Raw genomic sequence first — 17,385 nt, forward strand, 5'->3', positions numbered from 1 at the left:
TGGCGATGGAATGAACGAAGGGAAGAAAAAAATCAGGCGCACAGCATCTCGCGCACGATGGCGCGCGCATGGATCTCGGTCGCATCGAAGATCGGTGCGCAGCAGCGCAGCCACGGCCTGGCGTAGCTCAGTTCGGAGCAGCCCAGTACCACGCCCTCGGCGCCGCGCGCCACCAGCGCGTTGCACAAGGTCGAGACCATCAGGCCCTCGTCGCGGCCGGCCTCGCCGCGTGCCAGCGGCCCGAAGATCGCGGCATCGAGGGTGCGGCGCTGGGCCGCGTCGGGCAGCACCAGTTCGAAGCCCGTGCCCTCGCCGAGCAGGCGGCCGAAGAAGGGCGCGTCGAGCGCGAAGCTGGTGGCCAGCACACCCAGGCGGCGCAGGCCCGGTCGCTCGGCGGCGACGGCATCGCCGGTCTCGCGCGCCACGTGCACCAGCGGCACGCCGGCCGCGGCCTGCACCTCGTCGGCCGCGAAATGGCCGGTGTTGGCGAGGATCGCGATCAGCTCGGCGCCCGCGGCGCGCGCCTGCCGCGCGGCCGTCTCCATCTGCGCGCGCGCATCGGCCGGCCGGCCCGCGGCCATGGCCGCGTGGATGCAGGCGAAGTCCAGGCTCACGATCACGCAGCGCGCCGAGTGCAGGCCGCCGAGTTCGCGCTGCACGCCTTCGTTGAGCAGCTTGTAGTAGCCGAGCGTGGAGGGCCACGCGACGCCTCCGATCAGGCCCGCGACTTTCATGATGGGAAGGCCCTCAGTCGAGCTTGAAGCCGAGCCGGCGGATCACCGGCGCATAGCGCGCGAGGTCGGCGTCGATGCGCGTCGCGAGCGCCTGCGGCCCGGTCTGGGCCGCGGGCTCGAAGCCGAACACCAGCAGCTTCTCGACCACGTCGGGCTGGTGCAGCGCCCAGTCCACGCCTTCGCTCACGCGCGCCACGATCTCGGGCGGCAGGCCCCTGGGCCCGACGATGCCGAACCAGACCGAGAAGTCCACGCCCTTGTAGCCCAGCTCCTCGAGCGTGGGCACCTCGGGCTGGCCCGAGAAGCGCCGCGACGACGCGAAGGCCAGGATCTTCGCGCGGCCCGCCTTCGCGAACTGCACATAGGGTGCGATACCGTCGAAGGCGGCGTCGATGTCGCCCGCGACCGTGGCCTGCGCAACCTCGGCGCTGCCCTTGTAGGGCACGCGCGTGCTCTGGATGCCGGCGCTGCGGTTGAACTCCTCGAGCGCCATCTGCGACAGGATCGCCGCCGCGCCGATGTTGACCTTGCCGGGCTCCGCCTTGGCGCGCTTCACGAGCTCGTGCACGTCGGCCACCGCGCCCGGCGCGCCGGCGCGCACGATCACCGCATTGGGCGAGGTGATCGCGAGAGCCACCGGCGCGAAGTCCTTGCGCGGATCGTAGGGCAGACGGTTGTAGAGCGAGGGGTTGAGCACGAAGGTCTGGTCGATCGACCACAGCAGCGTGTAGCCGTCGGGCTGGGCCTTCATCAGCTCCTGCGCGCCGATCAGCGTGTTGCCGCCGGGCTTGTTGTCGACCACGATCTGCTGGCCGAGCCGCTCCTGCAACTTCGCTGCGATGAGCCGCGCCGTCACGTCGGCGCCGCCACCCGCCACGAAGGGCACCACCAGCCGGATCGGCCGCGCGGGCCAGGCGGCCTGGGCCGCCGACAACGCCGGCAGCACCAGTGCCAGGGAGGCCGCCGCAAGCCCCAGAAACCGGCAGACACGTCGCACATTCATACCTAAACTCCGCGCTCGATCAATGTTGCAACGCTAACGCCGCAGGGCAGGGTTTTCTATGCCGATCCGCTCGCAGACTGTGCCGATCCCGTCGCTGCTCCCGGCCATGCCCCCGGGTGCGCTGCCCGAGGACGATTTCAACGCGGCCCTGGTCCGGCTGCCGGTCGAGCGGCCGCTGGCGCTCGCGGGCCTGCACGACGGCGCGAGCCGCGAGGTGCGCTGGCCACGCGACGGCGGACGCATCCTGCGGCTGCGCACCACGCCCTGGGAGGGTGCGAGCGCGCTGTACTTCGATTTCCGCCTCAACGACGACCTGCACGTGCAGCTGCCACCCGGCGACGAGCTGCTGGTCACCTTCTTCCTGGCCGGCCACGTCACGGGCCAGATCGGCAGCGCGCAGGGCCGCGCGCTCGATTTCCGCGTCGACCGCGCGCTGCTGCGCACGCCCAACCGCGACGGCGGCTACCTGATCCACATCCCCGGCGCCTGCCGCAACAACTTCGTGCAGTTCCGGCTGCGGCGCGCGCTGCTGCCGCGCTGGCTGCAGGCGCTGGGCGTGCAGCTGCCGGCAAGGCGGATGGCCGAACTGGTGGAGCGCGACGACGGTCGCGTGCTGTGCAACGCGGCGCTCACGCCGCGCGTGCGCGACTGCCTCGCGCGCATCCGCGACGAGCCCGCCGACCAGCCGGCCTTCGTGCCGCTGTTCCATGCGCGCGCCACCGAGTTGCTGACCTGTGTGCTGCTCGACCTGGACCAGTTGCTGCGCCCCGCGCGATCGGGCGCCGAGGAAGGCGCCGACGACGCCGAGGCCACGGTGCGCCGGCTGCGCGCGCTGGTCGGCGAGGCGCCGGCACGCGCCTGGTCGGTCGACGAACTCGCGCGGCGCGTCGGCCTGCGCACGACCCGGCTGCAGGCGCAGGTGCGCGCGGCCGCGGGGCTTTCAGTGCATGGCCTGCTCGTCGACGAACGGCTCGCGCTCGCGGCGCGGCTGCTGCGCGACACGCAACTCGGCGTGCAGGCAGTGGCGGCCGAGGCCGGCTGGGAGTGTCACGGGCGCTTCACGGCCGCGTTCCGGCGCCGGCACGGCATGACGCCGCGCGACTACCGGTTGCGTCATGCTGCGCCGCGAACGCACTGAGTGCGTCCAGCGTCCAGCGTCCAGCGACCAGCGACCAGCGACCAGCGACCAGCCTCAGATCTTGAACGACCGCAGCGCCTTCAAAGGCTGCGACTTCAAGGGCAAGGCCTTCACCGCCCGCGCCTTGAAGGGCAGCACCTTCGAAGGCAGCGCCTGGAGCGCTTGCCAACGCGAGGGCGGAGAACGGCGCGCATAGACCAGCGCCGCGATCAGGCCCAGGCCCGTGAGCGCAGCACCACCCCAGGCCACGGCCGGGCTGTGCAGCGCGCGGCCGAGGGCCGAGCGCTGGCGCTCGGGCTTTGCCGACGTGCCCGAGGCGGCGCGCTCCAGCGGGGTGATGGCGCGTGCGGTGTTCGGGTTTTCCTCGCCTTCGAGGACGGCTTGGGAGATCTCCAGCGGCGTGAGCGCATCGCCGTTCAACTCGTTCGAGGACTTGGTGGTGTGCGGATCGTTGTGCGTCATGGCATGAACCTTTGCTGGCGGGATGATGGGCTTGAAACAATCGAATCGTTTCGAGCCTCTCCCACCCTCGCCGGGCCCACCTACGGCGACCGCCCGTCATTCGCGTAGGCGAAGCGCGCATGCACTGCGGGACCAATCCCACGCAGCGCCCTGCGACACGTTCCGGAACATTCCAAGGCTACTTTCTTGCCAAATTTTGCCAAGCTTCATAGACTTTGCCCCATGAGCACCATGAACATTTCGCTGCCCGATGCCATGAAATCCTTCGTGGACGAACAAGTCCTCCAGCGCGGCTACGGCACCAGCAGCGAGTACGTGAGAGATCTCATTCGCAGGGAGCAGGAGAGGCTTCAGCTGCGCGACCTGCTGCTCCACGGTGCCGCGTCGGCGACATCGACCGAGGCTGACCCAGCCTATTTCGATGGCCTGCGCGATCGGGTTCGCAACGCCCGCAAGAAGACCCCGCCTCCACGCGCAAAAGGATGAATGCCAAGCCGGTCATCCCGCGTACATCGGCAAGTCGGGATGTGGAGGATGCGATCGATCACTACCTCGGCGAGGGTGCGGAGCATGCCGCGCTCGGCTTGATCGCCGACCTGGAGCGCGCATACGCGCACATCGGCCGCCATCCCGCCACCGGCTCGACGCGCTATGCCCACGACCTGAATCTGCCCGGCCTGCGCTCGTGGTCCCTGAATCGATTCCCCTACGTCGTCTTCTACATGGAGCATCCCGATCACATCGATGTGTGGCGCGTGCTTCACGGCCACCGCGATATTCCGACCTGCATGCAGGCGCCGGAGCCTCCGAGCTAAGGCATCAACCCCGCCAGCCACCCCTCCACCCGCCGCAGCGTCTCGATCTTCGGGTTGTCCGCGCGCGAAACGCACTGGTACTGCAATCCGTCGAGCGACTCGACGCAGATGCGAATCAACCGGCCCGCGGCCTCGTCCCGGCTCACCAGCAGGTTGCTGACCAGCGCCACGCCCGCGCCGTCGATCGCGGCCTGCAGGGCATGGCTCTCCTCGCTGAACAGCACGCAGCGGCCCTCGTCGAAGCTCGCCACGGCCGCATGCTGCATCCAGCGCGGCCAAGTCGGGCCGCGCAGCGCGGGGTTCTTCCACGCATAGCTGAGCAGGCGCTCGCCGGGCAGCTGCACCGCCGCGATCGGCAGCGCGCGGCCGGCCACCCAGGCTGGCGAGGCACAGGCGAAGTAGCGGTCGGTGTACAGCGGCACGGCCCGCAGGCCGGGCGCGAGCGCGGGGCTCGCGGCATCGGCCGGCGGCCCGTAACGCACGGCCAGGTCGACCTCGCCGCGCGCCACGTCGGCCAGGCGCTCGGTGGCATCCACGGTCAGCTGGATCTCGGGATGCGCGTCGTGCAGCCCGGCCAGCGACGGAATCAGGATCTTCGAGGCGAAGGCGGGCGTGACGCTGACCGAGATCGAATGGCTGACCTCGCTGAGTTCGCCGACCGCCTGCGCGAGCCGGTCGAAGCCGTCGCGCAGCACGGGGAACAGGCGCCGACCGGGCTCGGTGAGGCTGATGGCACGCGGCGTGCGGTCGAACAGCCGCATGCCGACCAGGCTCTCTAGATGCCGGATCTGGTGGCTGATGGCGGTCGAGGTCACGCACAGCTCCTCGGCCGCGGCCTTGAAGCTCAGGTGGCGCGCGGCCGCCTCGAAGGCGCGCAGCGCATTGAGCGGTGGGAGCTTGCCGCGGGTGGCCATGGTGCGGGTCGGGCTGGGTGAAAAGAAAACCGAGGCCGGGGCGGCGCCGATGCGGCCCCATCGTATCGGCGGCGGGCCCGCGGCGCATCCGGTGCGTCCCGCAGGCGGGCCCTTGCTCAGTGGGCAGCGTGCGGCCGCCGCACCAGGTGGCAGTCCTCAGGATGCCACGAGGCGTAGAACTGGCGTCCCACGTCGAGCTCGATCTCCTCCAGGTCCTTGGCGTTGAGCTGCACCACGATCTGCTTGCCGCCCGAGGTCTCGAGGTGGCCGTTGACCGTCGAGCCGATGAACTCCTCGCCCACCAGGGTGCACGCGACCTCGTTGGTGGCCCAGCCGGGCTGCGCGGTCAGCGAGATGCGGTCGGCGCGCACCACCAGGTCGATCGCCGCGCCGGCCGCGAGTGCCGCGCCGCCCTGCGCGCCCGCCTCCGCGGTGAAGCGGCCCTCGGGCGTGCGCAGCTCGAGCCGCGAGCCGTCGCGCGCGACCACGTCGGCCTGGAAGATGTTGTTGCCGCCGAGGAACTCGGCCACGAAGCGCGAGGCCGGCCGGTGGAACACCTCCATCGGCGCGCCGCACTGCGCCACCTCGCCGTTGGCCATGATCACCACGCGGTCGGCCATGGCGAAGGCCTCCGAATGGCTGTGCGTGACGTAGACGAAGGCGATGCCCAGCTCGCGCTGCAGCCGGGTCAGCTCCCCCTGCATCTTGAGCGACAGGTGATGGTCGAGCGCGCTCAGCGGCTCGTCGAGCAGCAGCAGCGGCGGCTCGGTCACCAGCGAGCGCGCGAGCGCGACGCGCTGGCGCTGGCCGCCCGAGAGTTCGTCGACGCGGCGCTGCGCGAAGTCGGCCAGGCCCAGGCGCGCGAGCCAGTCGGTGGCGCGCCGGCGCCGCTCGGCGCGGCCCACCTTGCGCATGCGCAGGCCGAACTCCACGTTCTCGATCACGCTGAGGAACGGGAACAGCGCCAGGCTCTGCCACACCATCGGCGTGTCGCGCTGCCAGGGCGCGAGGTCGCGCACCTCCTCGCCGTTGAGCCGGATCGAGCCGCTGCTCGGGTTCTCGAGCCCTGCGAGCATGCGCAACGTGGTGGTTTTTCCGCAGCCGCTCGGGCCCATGATCGCGACGAACTCGCCGCGCGCGATCTCGAGATCGACGCCGCTCACGGCCGTCACGCCGCCATAGGACTTGGAAACGCCGCTCAGTTGCACCAGCGGTGCGCGGCCGGATTCGGGGACGGGGGAGGAAGTCATGGCGTGGTGCCCTCTTTGCGTGGACGCGATGGAATGCGCTGCGATATGCGCTGGTTCAGCAGCACCTGGGCGATGCCCACGAGGCTGATGCTGACGATGAAGACCAGGGTGCCGATGGCATTGATGCGCGGGCTCACCTGTCCCTGGAGGAAGCCGAGCACGCGCACCGGCAGCGTCTCCTCGAGCCCGCCCACGAACCAGGCGATGGCGAACTCGTCGAAGGACACGGCCATGGTGAGCAGCCAGGCGCCGAGCATGGCCGGCGCGGCGAAGCGCAGCACCACGTGCCACAGCGCGCGGCCCGGGCCGGCGCCGAGGTTCCAGGCCGCGGCCTCGAGCGAGGCATCGATCTGCGAAAGCCGCAGGCGGATCAGCGCCACCGCGAACGGCGTGCAGATCACGACATGCGCGATCACGATCGAGAAGCGGCCGCCGGCCAGGCCGATGCGCGAGAGGTAGGCCAGCATCGCGAGCCCGAGGATGATCGCGGGCACGGTCGGCGGCAGCAGCCCGAGCGCGAGGTACAGCCGCTGGCCGGCGAAGCGGTAGCGGTAGTCGGTGTAGGCCGCGGCAAAGCCGATCAGCGTGGCCAGCGTGGCCGAGGCCAGGCTCACGACGATGCTGTTGACCAGCGCCTCGCGCACCAGCTCGTCGCCAAACACTGCCTCGTACCACTCGAACGTGAACGATCCCAGCGGCAGGGTCGGGAAGCGGTCGGAGTTGAACGAGAACACGAAGCTCGCGCCGATGGGCGCGAACAGGAACGCGAGCACCGCCACCACGTAGGCCGCGAGCAGCGGCCGCACCCAGCGCCCGGCGCTCATTTGCGCCCCCTGTAGGCGAACGAGGTCATCGCCAATGCCACTGCCATCAGCGTGGCGATCATCAGCACGGCCAGCACCGCGGCGCGCGGCCATTGCTGGCCGGCCTTGGTGGTGTCGATGATCAGCAGGCTCATGGTGGGCGCGGTGCCGCCGCCGAGGTACAGCGGCGAGACGAAATCGCCGAAGGCGAAGATGAAGCAGAACAGCGCCGCCACCACCAGGCCCACGCGCGCAGCCGGGATCACGACCTGGAACACGCTGCGCAAGGGCGCGCAGCCGAGGTTGCGCGCCGCCTCGACCTGGCTGCGGTCGACCAGCAGCAGGCTCATGGTCTGGATCAGCACCACCAGCGGCAACGTGAGCGTGAGGTAGCCGATCTGCGTGCCGAGCGCGGTGTTGAGCATGCGCGCCGGCCCCAGCCCCAGCGCGCCGAGCAGTGCGTTGATCACGCCCTCGTCGCTCAGGAAGATCTGCCAGGCATAGACGCGCACCAGGTAGCTGGTGAAGAACGGGATCACCAGCAGAAACATGCACAGCCGCCGCCGGCGTTCCGAGAGCTGGAAGGCGATCGCGAACGAGGCCGGGAACGCGATCAGCGACGCCAGCACGGTGGCGAGCAGCGCGTAGCCGAAGGTGCGCCCATAGGTCTGCCACACATGCGGCTGGCCCAGCATGCGCTCCCAGTTGATCCACGCGAAGGCGGGCTCGATGCGGAAGTCGCGCACCGTCCAGAAGCTCAGCACCAGCAGGAACAGCAGCGGGCCGAGGAAGAAGGCCAGCTGCCACGCGGGCAGCGGCAGCGCATGCAGCAGCGCGAAGCGGCGCCGGCGCGCGCGCTCGCGCCGGGCCGCCTCCGGCCGTGCGGTAGCAGCCGGGGCCGTGGCGGGCAACGACGGACCCGCCGTGGAAGTGAGGGTGTTCATGGCATGCGTCCCCGGCTCAGGCGTTCTTGTAGCGCGACCAGAAATCGCTCCAGTCCTCGAGCGACTGGCGCACCGGCAGCGCGCGGTTGGTGATGCGGCCCTCGCGGATGTCGTCCATCGCATTTCGCTTGCCGGGCTCCATGCGCGAGCGCTTCGCCTCCTGCGGCTGCTGCTGCGCGAGCAGCTCCCAGCCCTTGCGGTTGGGCACCAGCGCGGGATAGGCCTGCATGGTGGCCGAGCGCACCTGCCCGGGCGGCGAGGCCATGTACTGGACGAAGGCGCGGGCCAGCTCGGCCTTCCTCGAGCCCTTGCCGATCGAGAAAGACTCGGTCCACTGCAGCCCACCCTCGTCGGGCAGCACGGTGCGCACGGTGGCGCCGTTCTTCTCGAGCACGCCGGTGATCCAGTCGCCGATGCCGGCCATCAGCACCATCTGGCCGTTGCGCAGCGAGGCGAAGGTCCCGCCGTAGTCGAAGAAGCCGCCGACATTGCGGCGCATGCCCATCATCTGCTGCTGCACGCGGCTCCAGGCGGCGGCATCGATGTCGAAGGGCTTGCGCTGGCCGTCGAGCAGGCTGGCCTGGCCGATGCTCGGCAGGTGCCAGTCGAAATGGCCGACCCGGCCCTTGAACTTGGGATCGGCATAGACCTTGTAGCTGCGCGCCTCCTTCTCGCTCACGGCCGTGGTGTTGTAGGCCACGCCGAGGAAGCCGAAGCGGATCATCACCGCGTAGAGCCGGTCGCCGTCCCAGTGCCCGGGGAAGCGATGGAACTCGGGAAAGAAATCGTCGAACGGATAGTCGGCCGGCTGCAGCCGCTCGACATGGCCCGCGCGCACCAGCTGCTGCACGTACTCGGCGTCGGCCTGGATCAGGTCGTAGGTGCCGGGCGGCGACTGCGAGATCAGCGCGAGCATGTTGTCGCCGCCCACGTAGTACTTGGGGCGGATCTTCACGTTGTGCTGCGCCTCGAACTCGGCCACCACGTCCTTCTCGGCATGGCCGTACCACGCGAGCATGGTGAGTTCGGTCGGCCTGGCCTGCGCGAAGGCACGCTGCGCGAGGCCGGGCAACGCCAGCGCGGCACCGGCCGCGGCCGCGCCACGGATCAGGCGGCGCCGCACCGGCTGCATGGCGCTCGTGCCGTCGGGCACGGCGAAAGGAGGATTCTTCATGGACTTGTCTCCGGGGTTTGGTTCGTCGAAGGCCGCGATGGATGCGGCCGGGGTCGAAGCTTCGGGGCCGCGGGCCGCGAGGACAACTGATGAGTTCTCGGCGTCGGGCTGAGATTTGTTCGTCGTGATGCCCGCACCCGCGCCATGGCTGAGCGGGGCTCATCCCCGGCTGAGAAATTCCCGTTTGTCGCCTCCGTGCTGCGCGCCAACACTCGCCGCCACGCACCACGGAGACCAAACGCATGGACTGGATCAATCCCCACTACACGGACAACGGCCACGCCGATGGCGAGAACGACACGCTGCACACGCCGATCTCGCCCGACGGCACGCCCGAGCCCGGGCGGCTCTACACCCTGCCCGCGCGCCAGGGCCGCGCGGTCGCGCTGCGGCGCGGCCAGCGGCTGGCGCTGGTCAACACGCACGGCACCCAGGTCTGCGACCTCTGGGCCTTCTGCCGCGACGGGCTGCACGAGGCGCTGTCGATGGAGCACCTGCGCGCCGGCCTCGGCCGCACCACGCCGCGCGTGGGCGACGAGCTCGTCACCAACCGCCGTCGCGCGATCCTTCGGCTGGTAGAGGACAGCTCGCCCGGCGTGCACGACACGCTGATCGCGGCCTGCGACCTGCCGCGCTATCGCGCGCTGGGCGTGCACGGCTACCACGACAACTGCAGCGACAACCTGCGCCTGGCGCTGCGCGCCATCGGCCTTCGCACCACCGAGGTACCGGCGCCCTTCAACGTGTGGATGAACAACCCCGTGGCCGCCGATGGCGCGATCGGCTGGGAGCCACCGGTGTCCAGGCCCGGCGACCGCACGGTGTTCGAGGCCTGCCTCGACTGCATCGTCGTGATGTCGGCCTGCCCGCAGGACAAGGTGCCGGTCAACGGCGCCGATTGCGTGCCGAAGTCCCTGCAGTTCCGCGTGACGGGAGCCGGCGCATGAGCGGCACGCAGAAGGAAATCCTCTGCGCCTACAGCGTGGACTTCGACGCCGTGGCCGGCTGGCTCGGCTCCTATGGCGGCCAGGATTCGCCCAGCGACGTGTCGCGCGGCTTCTTCGCGGGCGAGGTCGGCGTGCCGCGCCTGCTGCGGCTGTTCGCGAGCCGCGGCATCGCCACCACCTGGTTCATGCCCGGGCATTCGATCGAGAGCTTTCCCGCGCAGGCGCGCGCCGTGGTCGAGGCCGGCCACGAGGTCGGCCTGCATGGCTACACCCACGAGAACCCGACCGCCATGAGCCGCCAGCAGCAGGCCGACGTGCTCGACCGCTGCATCGAGCTGATCACCGGGCTCACCGGCCGCGCGCCCGTGGGCCACAACGCGCCCTGGTGGGAGTTCAGCGCCGACACGCTCGACCTCCTGCTCGAACGCGGCATCGCCTACGACCACAGCCTGATGCACCGCGATTTCGAGGCCTACTTCCTGCGCCGCGGCGACCGCTGGACGCCGATCGACTACGGCCAGCCCGCCGCGAGCTGGATGAGGCCGGTGGAGCGCGGCACCGAGACCTCGCTGCTCGAGATCCCCGCCAACTGGGAGCTCGACGACATGGAGGCGCTGCTCTACATCAAGTCCTTCGCCAATGCGCAGGGCTACGTGGGCGCGCGCAACCTCGAGGTGCAATGGCGCGACCAGTTCGACTACGTCTGGCGCGAATACGACTTCGCGGTGTTCCCGATGACCATCCATCCCGACGTGTCGGGCCGCGCGCAGGCGGTGCTGATGCACGAGCGGCTGATCGACTACTTCCTGAGCAAGCCCGGCGTGCGCTTCTGCACCTTCGCCGAGATCAACCGGCGCGTGCGCGAACGGATGGCATGCGGCGCCTGACGGTCGCGGGCCTCGCGGCGGATTTCCGAAGCGGCGCGCGCGGGCCATCGGAGGTGCTCGAAGGCTGCCTCGCGGACGCGGCGCTGCCCTGCGCGCAGTCGGTCTTCATCGCGACGACCGCCGAACGCGCCCGCATCGAAGCGGCCGCGGCGGACGCGCGCCTGGCGCGCGGCGCGGCCCTCGGCCCGCTCGATGGCGTGCCCGTGTCGTGGAAGGACCTGTTCGACCTCGAGGGCCTGCCGACCACCGCCGGCTCGCGCGTGCTGCCGTCGGCGCCGCGCCCCGCCGACGCAGCGGCCGTGACCCGCCTGCGCGCGGCCGGCGCGGTGTGCGTGGGGAAGACCAACCTCAGCGAATTCGCCTTCTCGGGCCTGGGCCTGAACCCGCATTTCGGCACGCCCGCCAATCCCTTCGGCAGCCAGGCCGAGCCGCACGTGTGCGGCGGCTCCTCGAGCGGCGCGGCGGCCTCGGTCGCGCGCGGGCTGTGCGCCGTCGGCATGGGCACCGACACCTCGGGCTCGGTGCGCGTGCCGGCCGCCTTCACGGGCCTGTGCGGATTCCGCGCGAGCCGCGGCCGCTATCCGATGGCGGGCCTGCAAGGCCTGTCGCCGCTGCTCGACACCCTCGGCGTGCTCGCGCGCAGCGTGGAGGACATCGCGCGGGTCGACGCGGTGCTCGCCGCCCGCGCACGGACGGACGAGGACATGGTCCCGCTGCGCATCGTGCTGCTCGACGACTTCATGGACGACACGGTGGAGGCGGCGCAACGCACCCGGTGCCTCGCGTTGTTCGAGCGGCTGCGCCGCTCCGGCTTCGCGGTGTCGCACGGACGCGCCACGCCGCTGACCGCCGCGCGCGAGGCCATGGCACGCCACGGCACGGTGGTGGCCGCGCATGCCTTCCATCGCCATCGCGCGCTGCTCGACGGCCCCGCGGCCGCGCGCATCGATCCGCACATCCGCGCACGCCTGGAAAGCGCGCGCGGCTTCCTCGCGGCCGACTACCTCGCGCTGCTCGCGGCGCGCGACAGCGGGCTGCGCGCGCTGCGTGCCTGTGCGCCCGGAACGCTGTTCATGTTCCCCACCACGCCCATCGTCGCGCCCACGATCGACCACGCCTCGGATCCCGCGCGGCACGCGGCCCTCAACGCACGCGCGCTGGCGCATTGCATGGTCGGCAGCCTGCTCGACATGCCGGGCATCGCGATGCCCAGCGGCCTCGATGCCCGGGGCCTGCCCACCAGCGTGCTCTTCAGCATGCCGCGCGGCCGCGACGCGGAGCTGCTGCTCGCCTGCGCGCGCATCGAGGCGATATCTGCCGCCGAGGCCGCCTGAGCCGACGCGGCGCCGGCCGCATCGCTCAGGCGTCGCGCGCGCAAGCCAGCATCAGCTCGCGCAGCCACTCGTGCGCCGGCGAGTGGTCGGTGCGCGGATGCCAAACCATGCGCACGTCGAACAGCGGCAGGTCCAGCGGCAGGTCGAAAGCCTCCACCTCGGCCATGCGCGACATGCGGCGCGCGAGTCGCGCCGGCACGCTGGCCACCATGTCGGAGGTCTCGAGCACGAAGGGCAGCGCGAGGAAGCTCGGCTTGATCATCTGCACGCGCCGGCGCAGGCCGTGCGGCTCGAGCGCGGCATCGATCTGCACGTTGTAGATCTGCGAGGCATCGGGCTCGATCGTCACGTGCGGCAGCGCGCAGAACGAAGGCACGTCGAGCGCCGCGCCATGCACGGGGTGCGAGCGCGCGGCCAGGCCCAGGAAGCGGTCGGAGAACAGCTTGCGGCCCTTGACGTAGGTGGGCGCGTTCGGGAAGTAGGTCAGCGCCAGGTCGAGCTCGCCGGCCGCCATCATCTCGCCGAAGTGGTGCGGGTTGGTCTGCAGCATGTGCACCCGCACGCCCGGCGCCTCCTGGCGGATGCGGCGCATGACCGAGGGCATCATCAGCAGGTCGATGTAGTCGATGACGATGAGCCGGAACACCTGCGTGGAGGTCGCGGGGTCGAAGCGCACGGGCTCGGTCAGGCGCTCGAGCGCGGCGATCGCCTCCTGCACGCGCGGCCACAGCATGAGCGCGAGTTCGGTCGGCATCCAGCCGGTGCCGGCGCGCATCAGCAGCTCGTCGCCCAGCAGGTCGCGCAGCTTGGCGAGCGACACGCTCATCGAAGACTGGCTCATCTCGAGCCGCTCGCCCGCGCGCGTGACGTGCCGCTCGCGCATCAGCGCATCGAAGGCACGCAGCAGGTTCAGGTCGAGGTCTTGCAGCTTCATCGGGGGCGATAGCGGGGCGCGGGCGGGTAAACCCGCATGGATCATCACGAACGCGATGCCGGGCATCGGCGGCTTCGATGGACCGCGCGGCCGCGGCCTCGAATACTGGCGGCCATTATTCACTCCGCCAGAAAGATCGCCATGGCCATTCCCCAGATCCGTGTCACCCGCGAAGAGATGCGCCAGCGCGTCGCCTACTTCAAGGACCTCAAGGGTTTCGACGGCGGGCTGCCCGACAGCCGCCATCCGAGCGCCGAGCGCAAGCTCTACAACGCGGTGGGCTTCCAGCCGCCGCGCGGCAAGGGCGGCGACGAGGTGGTCTCGCCGGTCGGCGCGCAGGCGGCCGAGAACGCCGCCATCCGCATCAGCGAGGGCTTCAACCTCGGCTTCTGCGAAGCGAAGCCCGGCAAGGGCCCGATGATGCACAACCACGACACCAACGAGACCTTCATGCCGCTCACGGGCCGCTGGCGCTGTTCGTGGGAGCTCGACGGCCGCGAGGAGTACTTCGACGTAGGGCCGTGGGACATCTTCTCGTTCCCGGCCGGCGTCAACCGCCGCTTCGAGAACATCACGCACGAGGAGCCGGGCAAGACGCACTTCCTGATGTTCGTGATCGGCGGCAACGCGCCCGAGGCGGATTTCACCGAAGACGCAAAGAAGACGCTGCGCGAAGAAGGCCTGCTGGCCTGATGCACGCGACGGCCCACCGCATGACAACGATCGCCGAAGACCTCCCCGCGATGCCCGAGGCCCTGCGCCGCTTCGTCGCCGCGCAGCCCCTGCACCGCTTCACCGACACGCGGGGTTTGGCCTGGTCGCTGCGCGACACCGGCGCGCACGGCGACACGGCCATCGCCGAGCCACCGCCGCTGGTCCTGCTGCCGGGCGCGCTGGGCAACGGCGACAGCGCCTGGCGCATCGCGCAGGCCTTCGCCGCCGAGCGCCGCGTGCTGAGCATCACCTACCCGGGCGGCGTCGCGCCCGAGCCGCTCGCGCTCGGGCTCGAGGAGCTGCTGCGCGAACGGCGCACCGGCGCGGTCGCGCTCTGGGCCTCGTCGTACGGCGCCTGGTGGGCGCAGGCCTTCGCGTTGCGATTCCCTGATCAGGTGGCGGCGCTGTGGCTCGGCAACACCTTCGTCGACGGGTGCGACGTGGCGCAGCATCCGCTGTTCGATGCGCTCTGGCTCGCGGCCAGCGACAGCGCCACCGTGATCGCACGCTGGGGCCAGGCGCTGCGCGCGCGGCCCGACGACCTGCTGCGCGCGGTGCAGCTGCACATGCTGCATGCCGGCCTGCCCGCTTCGGACTTCCACGGGCGGCTGCGCCAGGTGGCAGGCGCGGCCGAGCTGCCGGCACCGCAGGCGACCGCCAACACCGTGGTCTTCGAATGCGAGGACGACGCGATCATCGCGCCCGCGACCCGTGCCCGCGTGCGGGCGCGCTATCCCAAGGCTCGCCATCTCGCGCAGGCGCAGGGCGGCCACTACCCGCACATCGTCAAGGCCGAGCTGCTGGTCGAGCGCATGCGCGACTGGCTGCAATGACCACCCCCATCACACCTGCATCGCCCCACGCTGAGGAGTTCCCCATGCCCGTCTCTCGTTCCCGGCGCCTCGCGCTCCAGCGCCTGGGCCTCGCGGCCCTGGCCGCCACCACGGGCCGCGCGGCCTTCGCGCAGGCCGGCTGGCCCGCCAAGCCGATCAAGCTCGTCGTGCCGTTCTCGGCCGGCGTATCGCCCGACGTGGTGGCGCGCATCCTCAGCGAGCCGCTGGGCCAGGCGCTCGGACAGCCGATCGTCATCGACAACCGCGCCGGCGCGGCCGGCATCATCGGCGCCGAGGTCGCGGCGCGCAGTCCCGGCGACGGCTACACCCTCTTCATGACCGTCAACTCGATCATGGGGATCAACCCCAACGTCTACGCCAAGCTGCCCTACGACACCTTCCGCGACTTCGCGCCCGTGACGCAGGTCGCGCTCGTGCCCTACGTGCTGATCACCGGCCCGGGCCAGCCCGATGCCAGCCTGCGCGACCTGCTGGCGCGCGCCAAGGCGAAGCCGGGCTCGATCGACTACGGCTCGCTCGGCGTGGGCTCGGGCCCGCACGTGGTGATGGAGATGATGAACAACATGGCCGGCGTGCAGATGGTGCATGTGCCCTACAAGGGCAGCCCGCTGGCCGACGTGATGGCCGGCCAGATGCCGATCGCCTTCGAGCCCGCGACCACGGCGATCCCGCTGGTGCGCAGCGGCAAGCTCCGCGCGCTCGCGGTGACGAGCCCCAGGCGCAGCGCGCTGCTGCCCGAGGTGCCGGCCGTGGCGGAATTGCTGCCCGGCTACGACGGCGACGGCTGGCAGGGCTTCTACGTGCCGGCCGCCACGCCCCAACCCATCGTCGCGCGCTACAACCAGGAACTGGTGAAGATCCTGCGCAACCCCGAGGTGCAGCGCAAGCTCACCGAGCTGGGGCTGGTGCCGGTGGGCAATTCGGTCGAGCAGTTCGGCGCGATCTCGCGCAGCGAGTTCGAGAAGTGGGGGCGCATTGCGAAAGCGAATCGGATCCGCATCGACAGTTAGCGTCGCCAATCGCGCCATGTTTGTTACTCCCCCCACCGCGCGCACGGGGGTAACCTGAGGCCTCGTTGAACCCATCGAAGACGCACCATGACTTCCTGGCCCGATGCACTGCGCACCCACTACCGCTGGATCATCGTGGCCGCGGGCGGCGCCCTCGGCTGCGTGGCGATCGGCGGGCTGTTCTCGCTGCCGGTGTTCCTGCGGCCGATCGCGCAGGACACCGGCTGGTCGAGCACCGGCATCTCCACCGCGATGACGCTCGCCTTCGTGGCGCTGGCGCTCGGCAGCATCGCCTGGGGTTCCCTCAGCGACCGCGTGGGCCCGCGCCTCGTGGTGCTGGCGGGCGCCGTGCTGCTCGCCCTCGGGCTCGCGCTGGCCAGCCTCGCGACATCGCTGTTCGCCTTCCAGCTGCTGTTCGGCGTGGTCGTCGGCATCGGCGCGGCGGCGATCTTCGCGCCGATGATGGCCTGCGTGACCGGCTGGTTCGACACGCATCGCAGCCTGGCGGTGTCGCTGGTGTCGGCCGGTATGGGCGTGGCACCGATGACGATGTCGCCGCTGGCCGCATGGCTGGTCCAGACGCACGACTGGCGCAGCGCGCTGCAGCTCATCGCGGCGCTGGCGGCGGTCAGCATGATTCCGCTGGCCCTGCTGGTGCGTCGGCCGCCCGCGTTGCTGCAGCCCGCCTCCGCCGCGGCACCGGAGGCTTTGCGCGAATCCTCGCTGTCCGTCGCGCAGGCGTTGCGCTCGCCGCCCTTCCTGATCCTGGTGCTGACCAGCTTCCTGAGCTGCGCCACCCACTCGGGGCCGATCTTCCACACCGTGAGCTATGCGGTCACCTGCGGCATTCCGTTGATGGCGGCCGTGTCGATCTACAGCATGGAAGGGCTCGCGGGCCTGGGCGGGCGCCTCGTGTTCGGGCTGCTGGGCGACCGGTTCGGGGCGGCGCGCGTTTTGGTGCTGGCGCTGCTGGCCCAGGCGATCGTGGTGCTGGGCTACGTGTTCGCGCGGCAGCTGGGCAGCTTCTACACCGTGGCCGCGCTGTTCGGATTCACCTACGCGGGCGTGATGCCGCTGTTCGCGGTGATCGCGCGCGACAACTTCCCGCTGCGCATGATGGGAACGGTGATCGGGAGCACCACGATGGCCAGCAGCCTCGGCATGGCGCTGGGCCCCGTGCTGGGCGGGCTGATCTACGACACGTACTCGAGCTACGCGTGGCTCTTCATCGGCGCGTTCGCGCTGGGCATCGGGGCCTTCCTGGCCGCGTTCGCGTTCACGCGGCTGCCGCGGCAGCGCGCGATCGCCGCGGTTGCTTGAACGGCGTCAGGCCGGCCTCTCGAACCCCGATCGCGATCAGGCCGAGCGCGCCTCGGAGGCGAAAACATTGCGATCGCTTCATCGGCCATTGGATACATAGCATTAACAAATAGACCTCCGTCCCGGCGACTCAGGCGCAATTCGATTC

At 70.7% G+C, this 17,385-nt stretch carries 19 protein-coding genes; 10 read left to right on the forward strand and 9 right to left on the reverse strand.

The annotated features are described in order from the left end of the window. Positions 1 to 32: 32 nt before the first annotated feature. Both ACEN9J_RS36360 and ACEN9J_RS36365 read right to left on the reverse strand, forming a co-directional pair. Positions 33 to 734 (reverse strand): aspartate/glutamate racemase family protein, encoded by a 702-nt coding sequence (locus ACEN9J_RS36360; protein WP_413764789.1) that lies wholly within the window; start codon positions 732 to 734, stop codon positions 33 to 35. Positions 735 to 747: 13 nt separating this feature from the next. After that, on the reverse strand, positions 748 to 1,737 hold the full coding sequence (locus ACEN9J_RS36365; protein WP_064262139.1) for a tripartite tricarboxylate transporter substrate binding protein: 990 nt from the start codon (positions 1,735 to 1,737) through the stop codon (positions 748 to 750). Positions 1,738 to 1,843: 106 nt separating this feature from the next. Here ACEN9J_RS36365 and ACEN9J_RS36370 point away from each other — a divergent pair, with 106 nt between their 5' ends. After that, on the forward strand, positions 1,844 to 2,875 hold the full coding sequence (locus ACEN9J_RS36370) for a helix-turn-helix domain-containing protein (RefSeq protein WP_413764790.1): 1,032 nt from the start codon (positions 1,844 to 1,846) through the stop codon (positions 2,873 to 2,875). Positions 2,876 to 2,929: 54 nt separating this feature from the next. Here ACEN9J_RS36370 and ACEN9J_RS36375 read toward each other — a convergent pair whose 3' ends face one another. Then, positions 2,930 to 3,337 (reverse strand): hypothetical protein, encoded by a 408-nt coding sequence (locus ACEN9J_RS36375; RefSeq protein ID WP_413764791.1) that lies wholly within the window; start codon positions 3,335 to 3,337, stop codon positions 2,930 to 2,932. A 222-nt stretch (positions 3,338 to 3,559) separates the two neighbouring features. Between ACEN9J_RS36375 and ACEN9J_RS36380 the strand changes: the two genes are divergently transcribed. Further along, positions 3,560 to 3,823 (forward strand): type II toxin-antitoxin system ParD family antitoxin, encoded by a 264-nt coding sequence (locus ACEN9J_RS36380; RefSeq protein ID WP_413764792.1) that lies wholly within the window; start codon positions 3,560 to 3,562, stop codon positions 3,821 to 3,823. After that, a complete protein-coding gene (locus tag ACEN9J_RS36385) occupies positions 3,820 to 4,152 on the forward strand; it encodes a type II toxin-antitoxin system RelE/ParE family toxin (RefSeq protein ID WP_413764793.1) in 333 nt (110 codons plus the stop codon). Before ACEN9J_RS36380 ends, ACEN9J_RS36385 begins: the two co-directional genes overlap by 4 nt. Here the strand turns inward: ACEN9J_RS36385 and ACEN9J_RS36390 are convergent. The 5 genes from ACEN9J_RS36390 to ACEN9J_RS36410 form a co-directional block, all read right to left on the reverse strand. Continuing rightward, positions 4,149 to 5,066 (reverse strand): LysR substrate-binding domain-containing protein, encoded by a 918-nt coding sequence (locus ACEN9J_RS36390; RefSeq protein ID WP_413764794.1) that lies wholly within the window; start codon positions 5,064 to 5,066, stop codon positions 4,149 to 4,151. The two genes, ACEN9J_RS36385 and ACEN9J_RS36390, sit on opposite strands and share 4 nt — an antisense overlap. Before the next feature lie 116 nt (positions 5,067 to 5,182). After that, entirely contained in the window at positions 5,183 to 6,316 is a 1,134-nt protein-coding gene (locus ACEN9J_RS36395; RefSeq protein ID WP_057597196.1) for an ABC transporter ATP-binding protein, read from the reverse strand. Further along, complete coding sequence (locus ACEN9J_RS36400; RefSeq protein WP_413764795.1) at positions 6,313 to 7,140, reverse strand: ABC transporter permease; 828 nt, start codon at positions 7,138 to 7,140, stop codon at positions 6,313 to 6,315. Before ACEN9J_RS36400 ends, ACEN9J_RS36395 begins: the two co-directional genes overlap by 4 nt. Continuing rightward, positions 7,137 to 8,063: an ABC transporter permease gene (locus tag ACEN9J_RS36405; protein WP_413764796.1), complete on the reverse strand. Its 927-nt coding sequence runs from the start codon at positions 8,061 to 8,063 to the stop codon at positions 7,137 to 7,139. Before ACEN9J_RS36405 ends, ACEN9J_RS36400 begins: the two co-directional genes overlap by 4 nt. A 16-nt stretch (positions 8,064 to 8,079) precedes the next feature. Further along, positions 8,080 to 9,237, reverse strand: a complete 1,158-nt coding sequence (locus ACEN9J_RS36410; protein WP_413764797.1) for a spermidine/putrescine ABC transporter substrate-binding protein — start codon at positions 9,235 to 9,237, stop codon at positions 8,080 to 8,082. Between the two features lie 242 nt (positions 9,238 to 9,479). On the opposite strand from ACEN9J_RS36410, the gene ACEN9J_RS36415 reads away from it, so the two are divergent. The 3 genes from ACEN9J_RS36415 to ACEN9J_RS36425 are packed head-to-tail and all read left to right on the forward strand — an operon-like array spanning position 9,480 to position 12,405. After that, positions 9,480 to 10,184, forward strand: coding sequence for a DUF1989 domain-containing protein (locus ACEN9J_RS36415; RefSeq protein ID WP_413764798.1), 705 nt, complete (start codon positions 9,480 to 9,482; stop codon positions 10,182 to 10,184). After that, on the forward strand, positions 10,181 to 11,071 hold the full coding sequence (locus tag ACEN9J_RS36420) for a polysaccharide deacetylase family protein (protein WP_413764799.1): 891 nt from the start codon (positions 10,181 to 10,183) through the stop codon (positions 11,069 to 11,071). The genes ACEN9J_RS36415 and ACEN9J_RS36420 overlap by 4 nt, the downstream gene beginning before the upstream one ends. Then, positions 11,059 to 12,405: an amidase family protein gene (locus ACEN9J_RS36425; RefSeq protein WP_413764800.1), complete on the forward strand. Its 1,347-nt coding sequence runs from the start codon at positions 11,059 to 11,061 to the stop codon at positions 12,403 to 12,405. Before ACEN9J_RS36420 ends, ACEN9J_RS36425 begins: the two co-directional genes overlap by 13 nt. Positions 12,406 to 12,430: 25 nt before the next feature. On the opposite strand, the gene ACEN9J_RS36430 is transcribed toward ACEN9J_RS36425, so the two are convergent. Next, positions 12,431 to 13,339, reverse strand: a complete 909-nt coding sequence (locus ACEN9J_RS36430) for a LysR family transcriptional regulator (RefSeq protein WP_413764801.1) — start codon at positions 13,337 to 13,339, stop codon at positions 12,431 to 12,433. 141 nt (positions 13,340 to 13,480) lie between these two features. Here ACEN9J_RS36430 and ACEN9J_RS36435 point away from each other — a divergent pair, with 141 nt between their 5' ends. The 4 genes from ACEN9J_RS36435 to ACEN9J_RS36450 all read left to right on the forward strand — a co-directional run bounded on the left by ACEN9J_RS36435 (position 13,481) and on the right by ACEN9J_RS36450 (position 17,237). Further along, positions 13,481 to 14,032: a cupin domain-containing protein gene (locus ACEN9J_RS36435; RefSeq protein ID WP_208512719.1), complete on the forward strand. Its 552-nt coding sequence runs from the start codon at positions 13,481 to 13,483 to the stop codon at positions 14,030 to 14,032. A 20-nt stretch (positions 14,033 to 14,052) separates the two neighbouring features. Next, positions 14,053 to 14,886 carry an alpha/beta fold hydrolase gene (locus tag ACEN9J_RS36440; protein ID WP_413764802.1) on the forward strand — a complete coding sequence of 278 codons (834 nt, stop codon included), beginning with the start codon at positions 14,053 to 14,055 and terminating at the stop codon, positions 14,884 to 14,886. A gap of 44 nt (positions 14,887 to 14,930) precedes the next feature. Next, on the forward strand, positions 14,931 to 15,917 hold the full coding sequence (locus ACEN9J_RS36445) for a Bug family tripartite tricarboxylate transporter substrate binding protein (protein WP_413764803.1): 987 nt from the start codon (positions 14,931 to 14,933) through the stop codon (positions 15,915 to 15,917). An 87-nt stretch (positions 15,918 to 16,004) separates the two neighbouring features. Then, positions 16,005 to 17,237 (forward strand): MFS transporter, encoded by a 1,233-nt coding sequence (locus ACEN9J_RS36450; RefSeq protein WP_413764804.1) that lies wholly within the window; start codon positions 16,005 to 16,007, stop codon positions 17,235 to 17,237. Positions 17,238 to 17,385: the final 148 nt, after the last annotated feature.

The sequence above is a fragment of the Variovorax sp. Varisp41 genome (assembly GCF_047325085.1).
Classification (GTDB): Bacteria; Pseudomonadota; Gammaproteobacteria; order Burkholderiales; family Burkholderiaceae_C; genus Variovorax.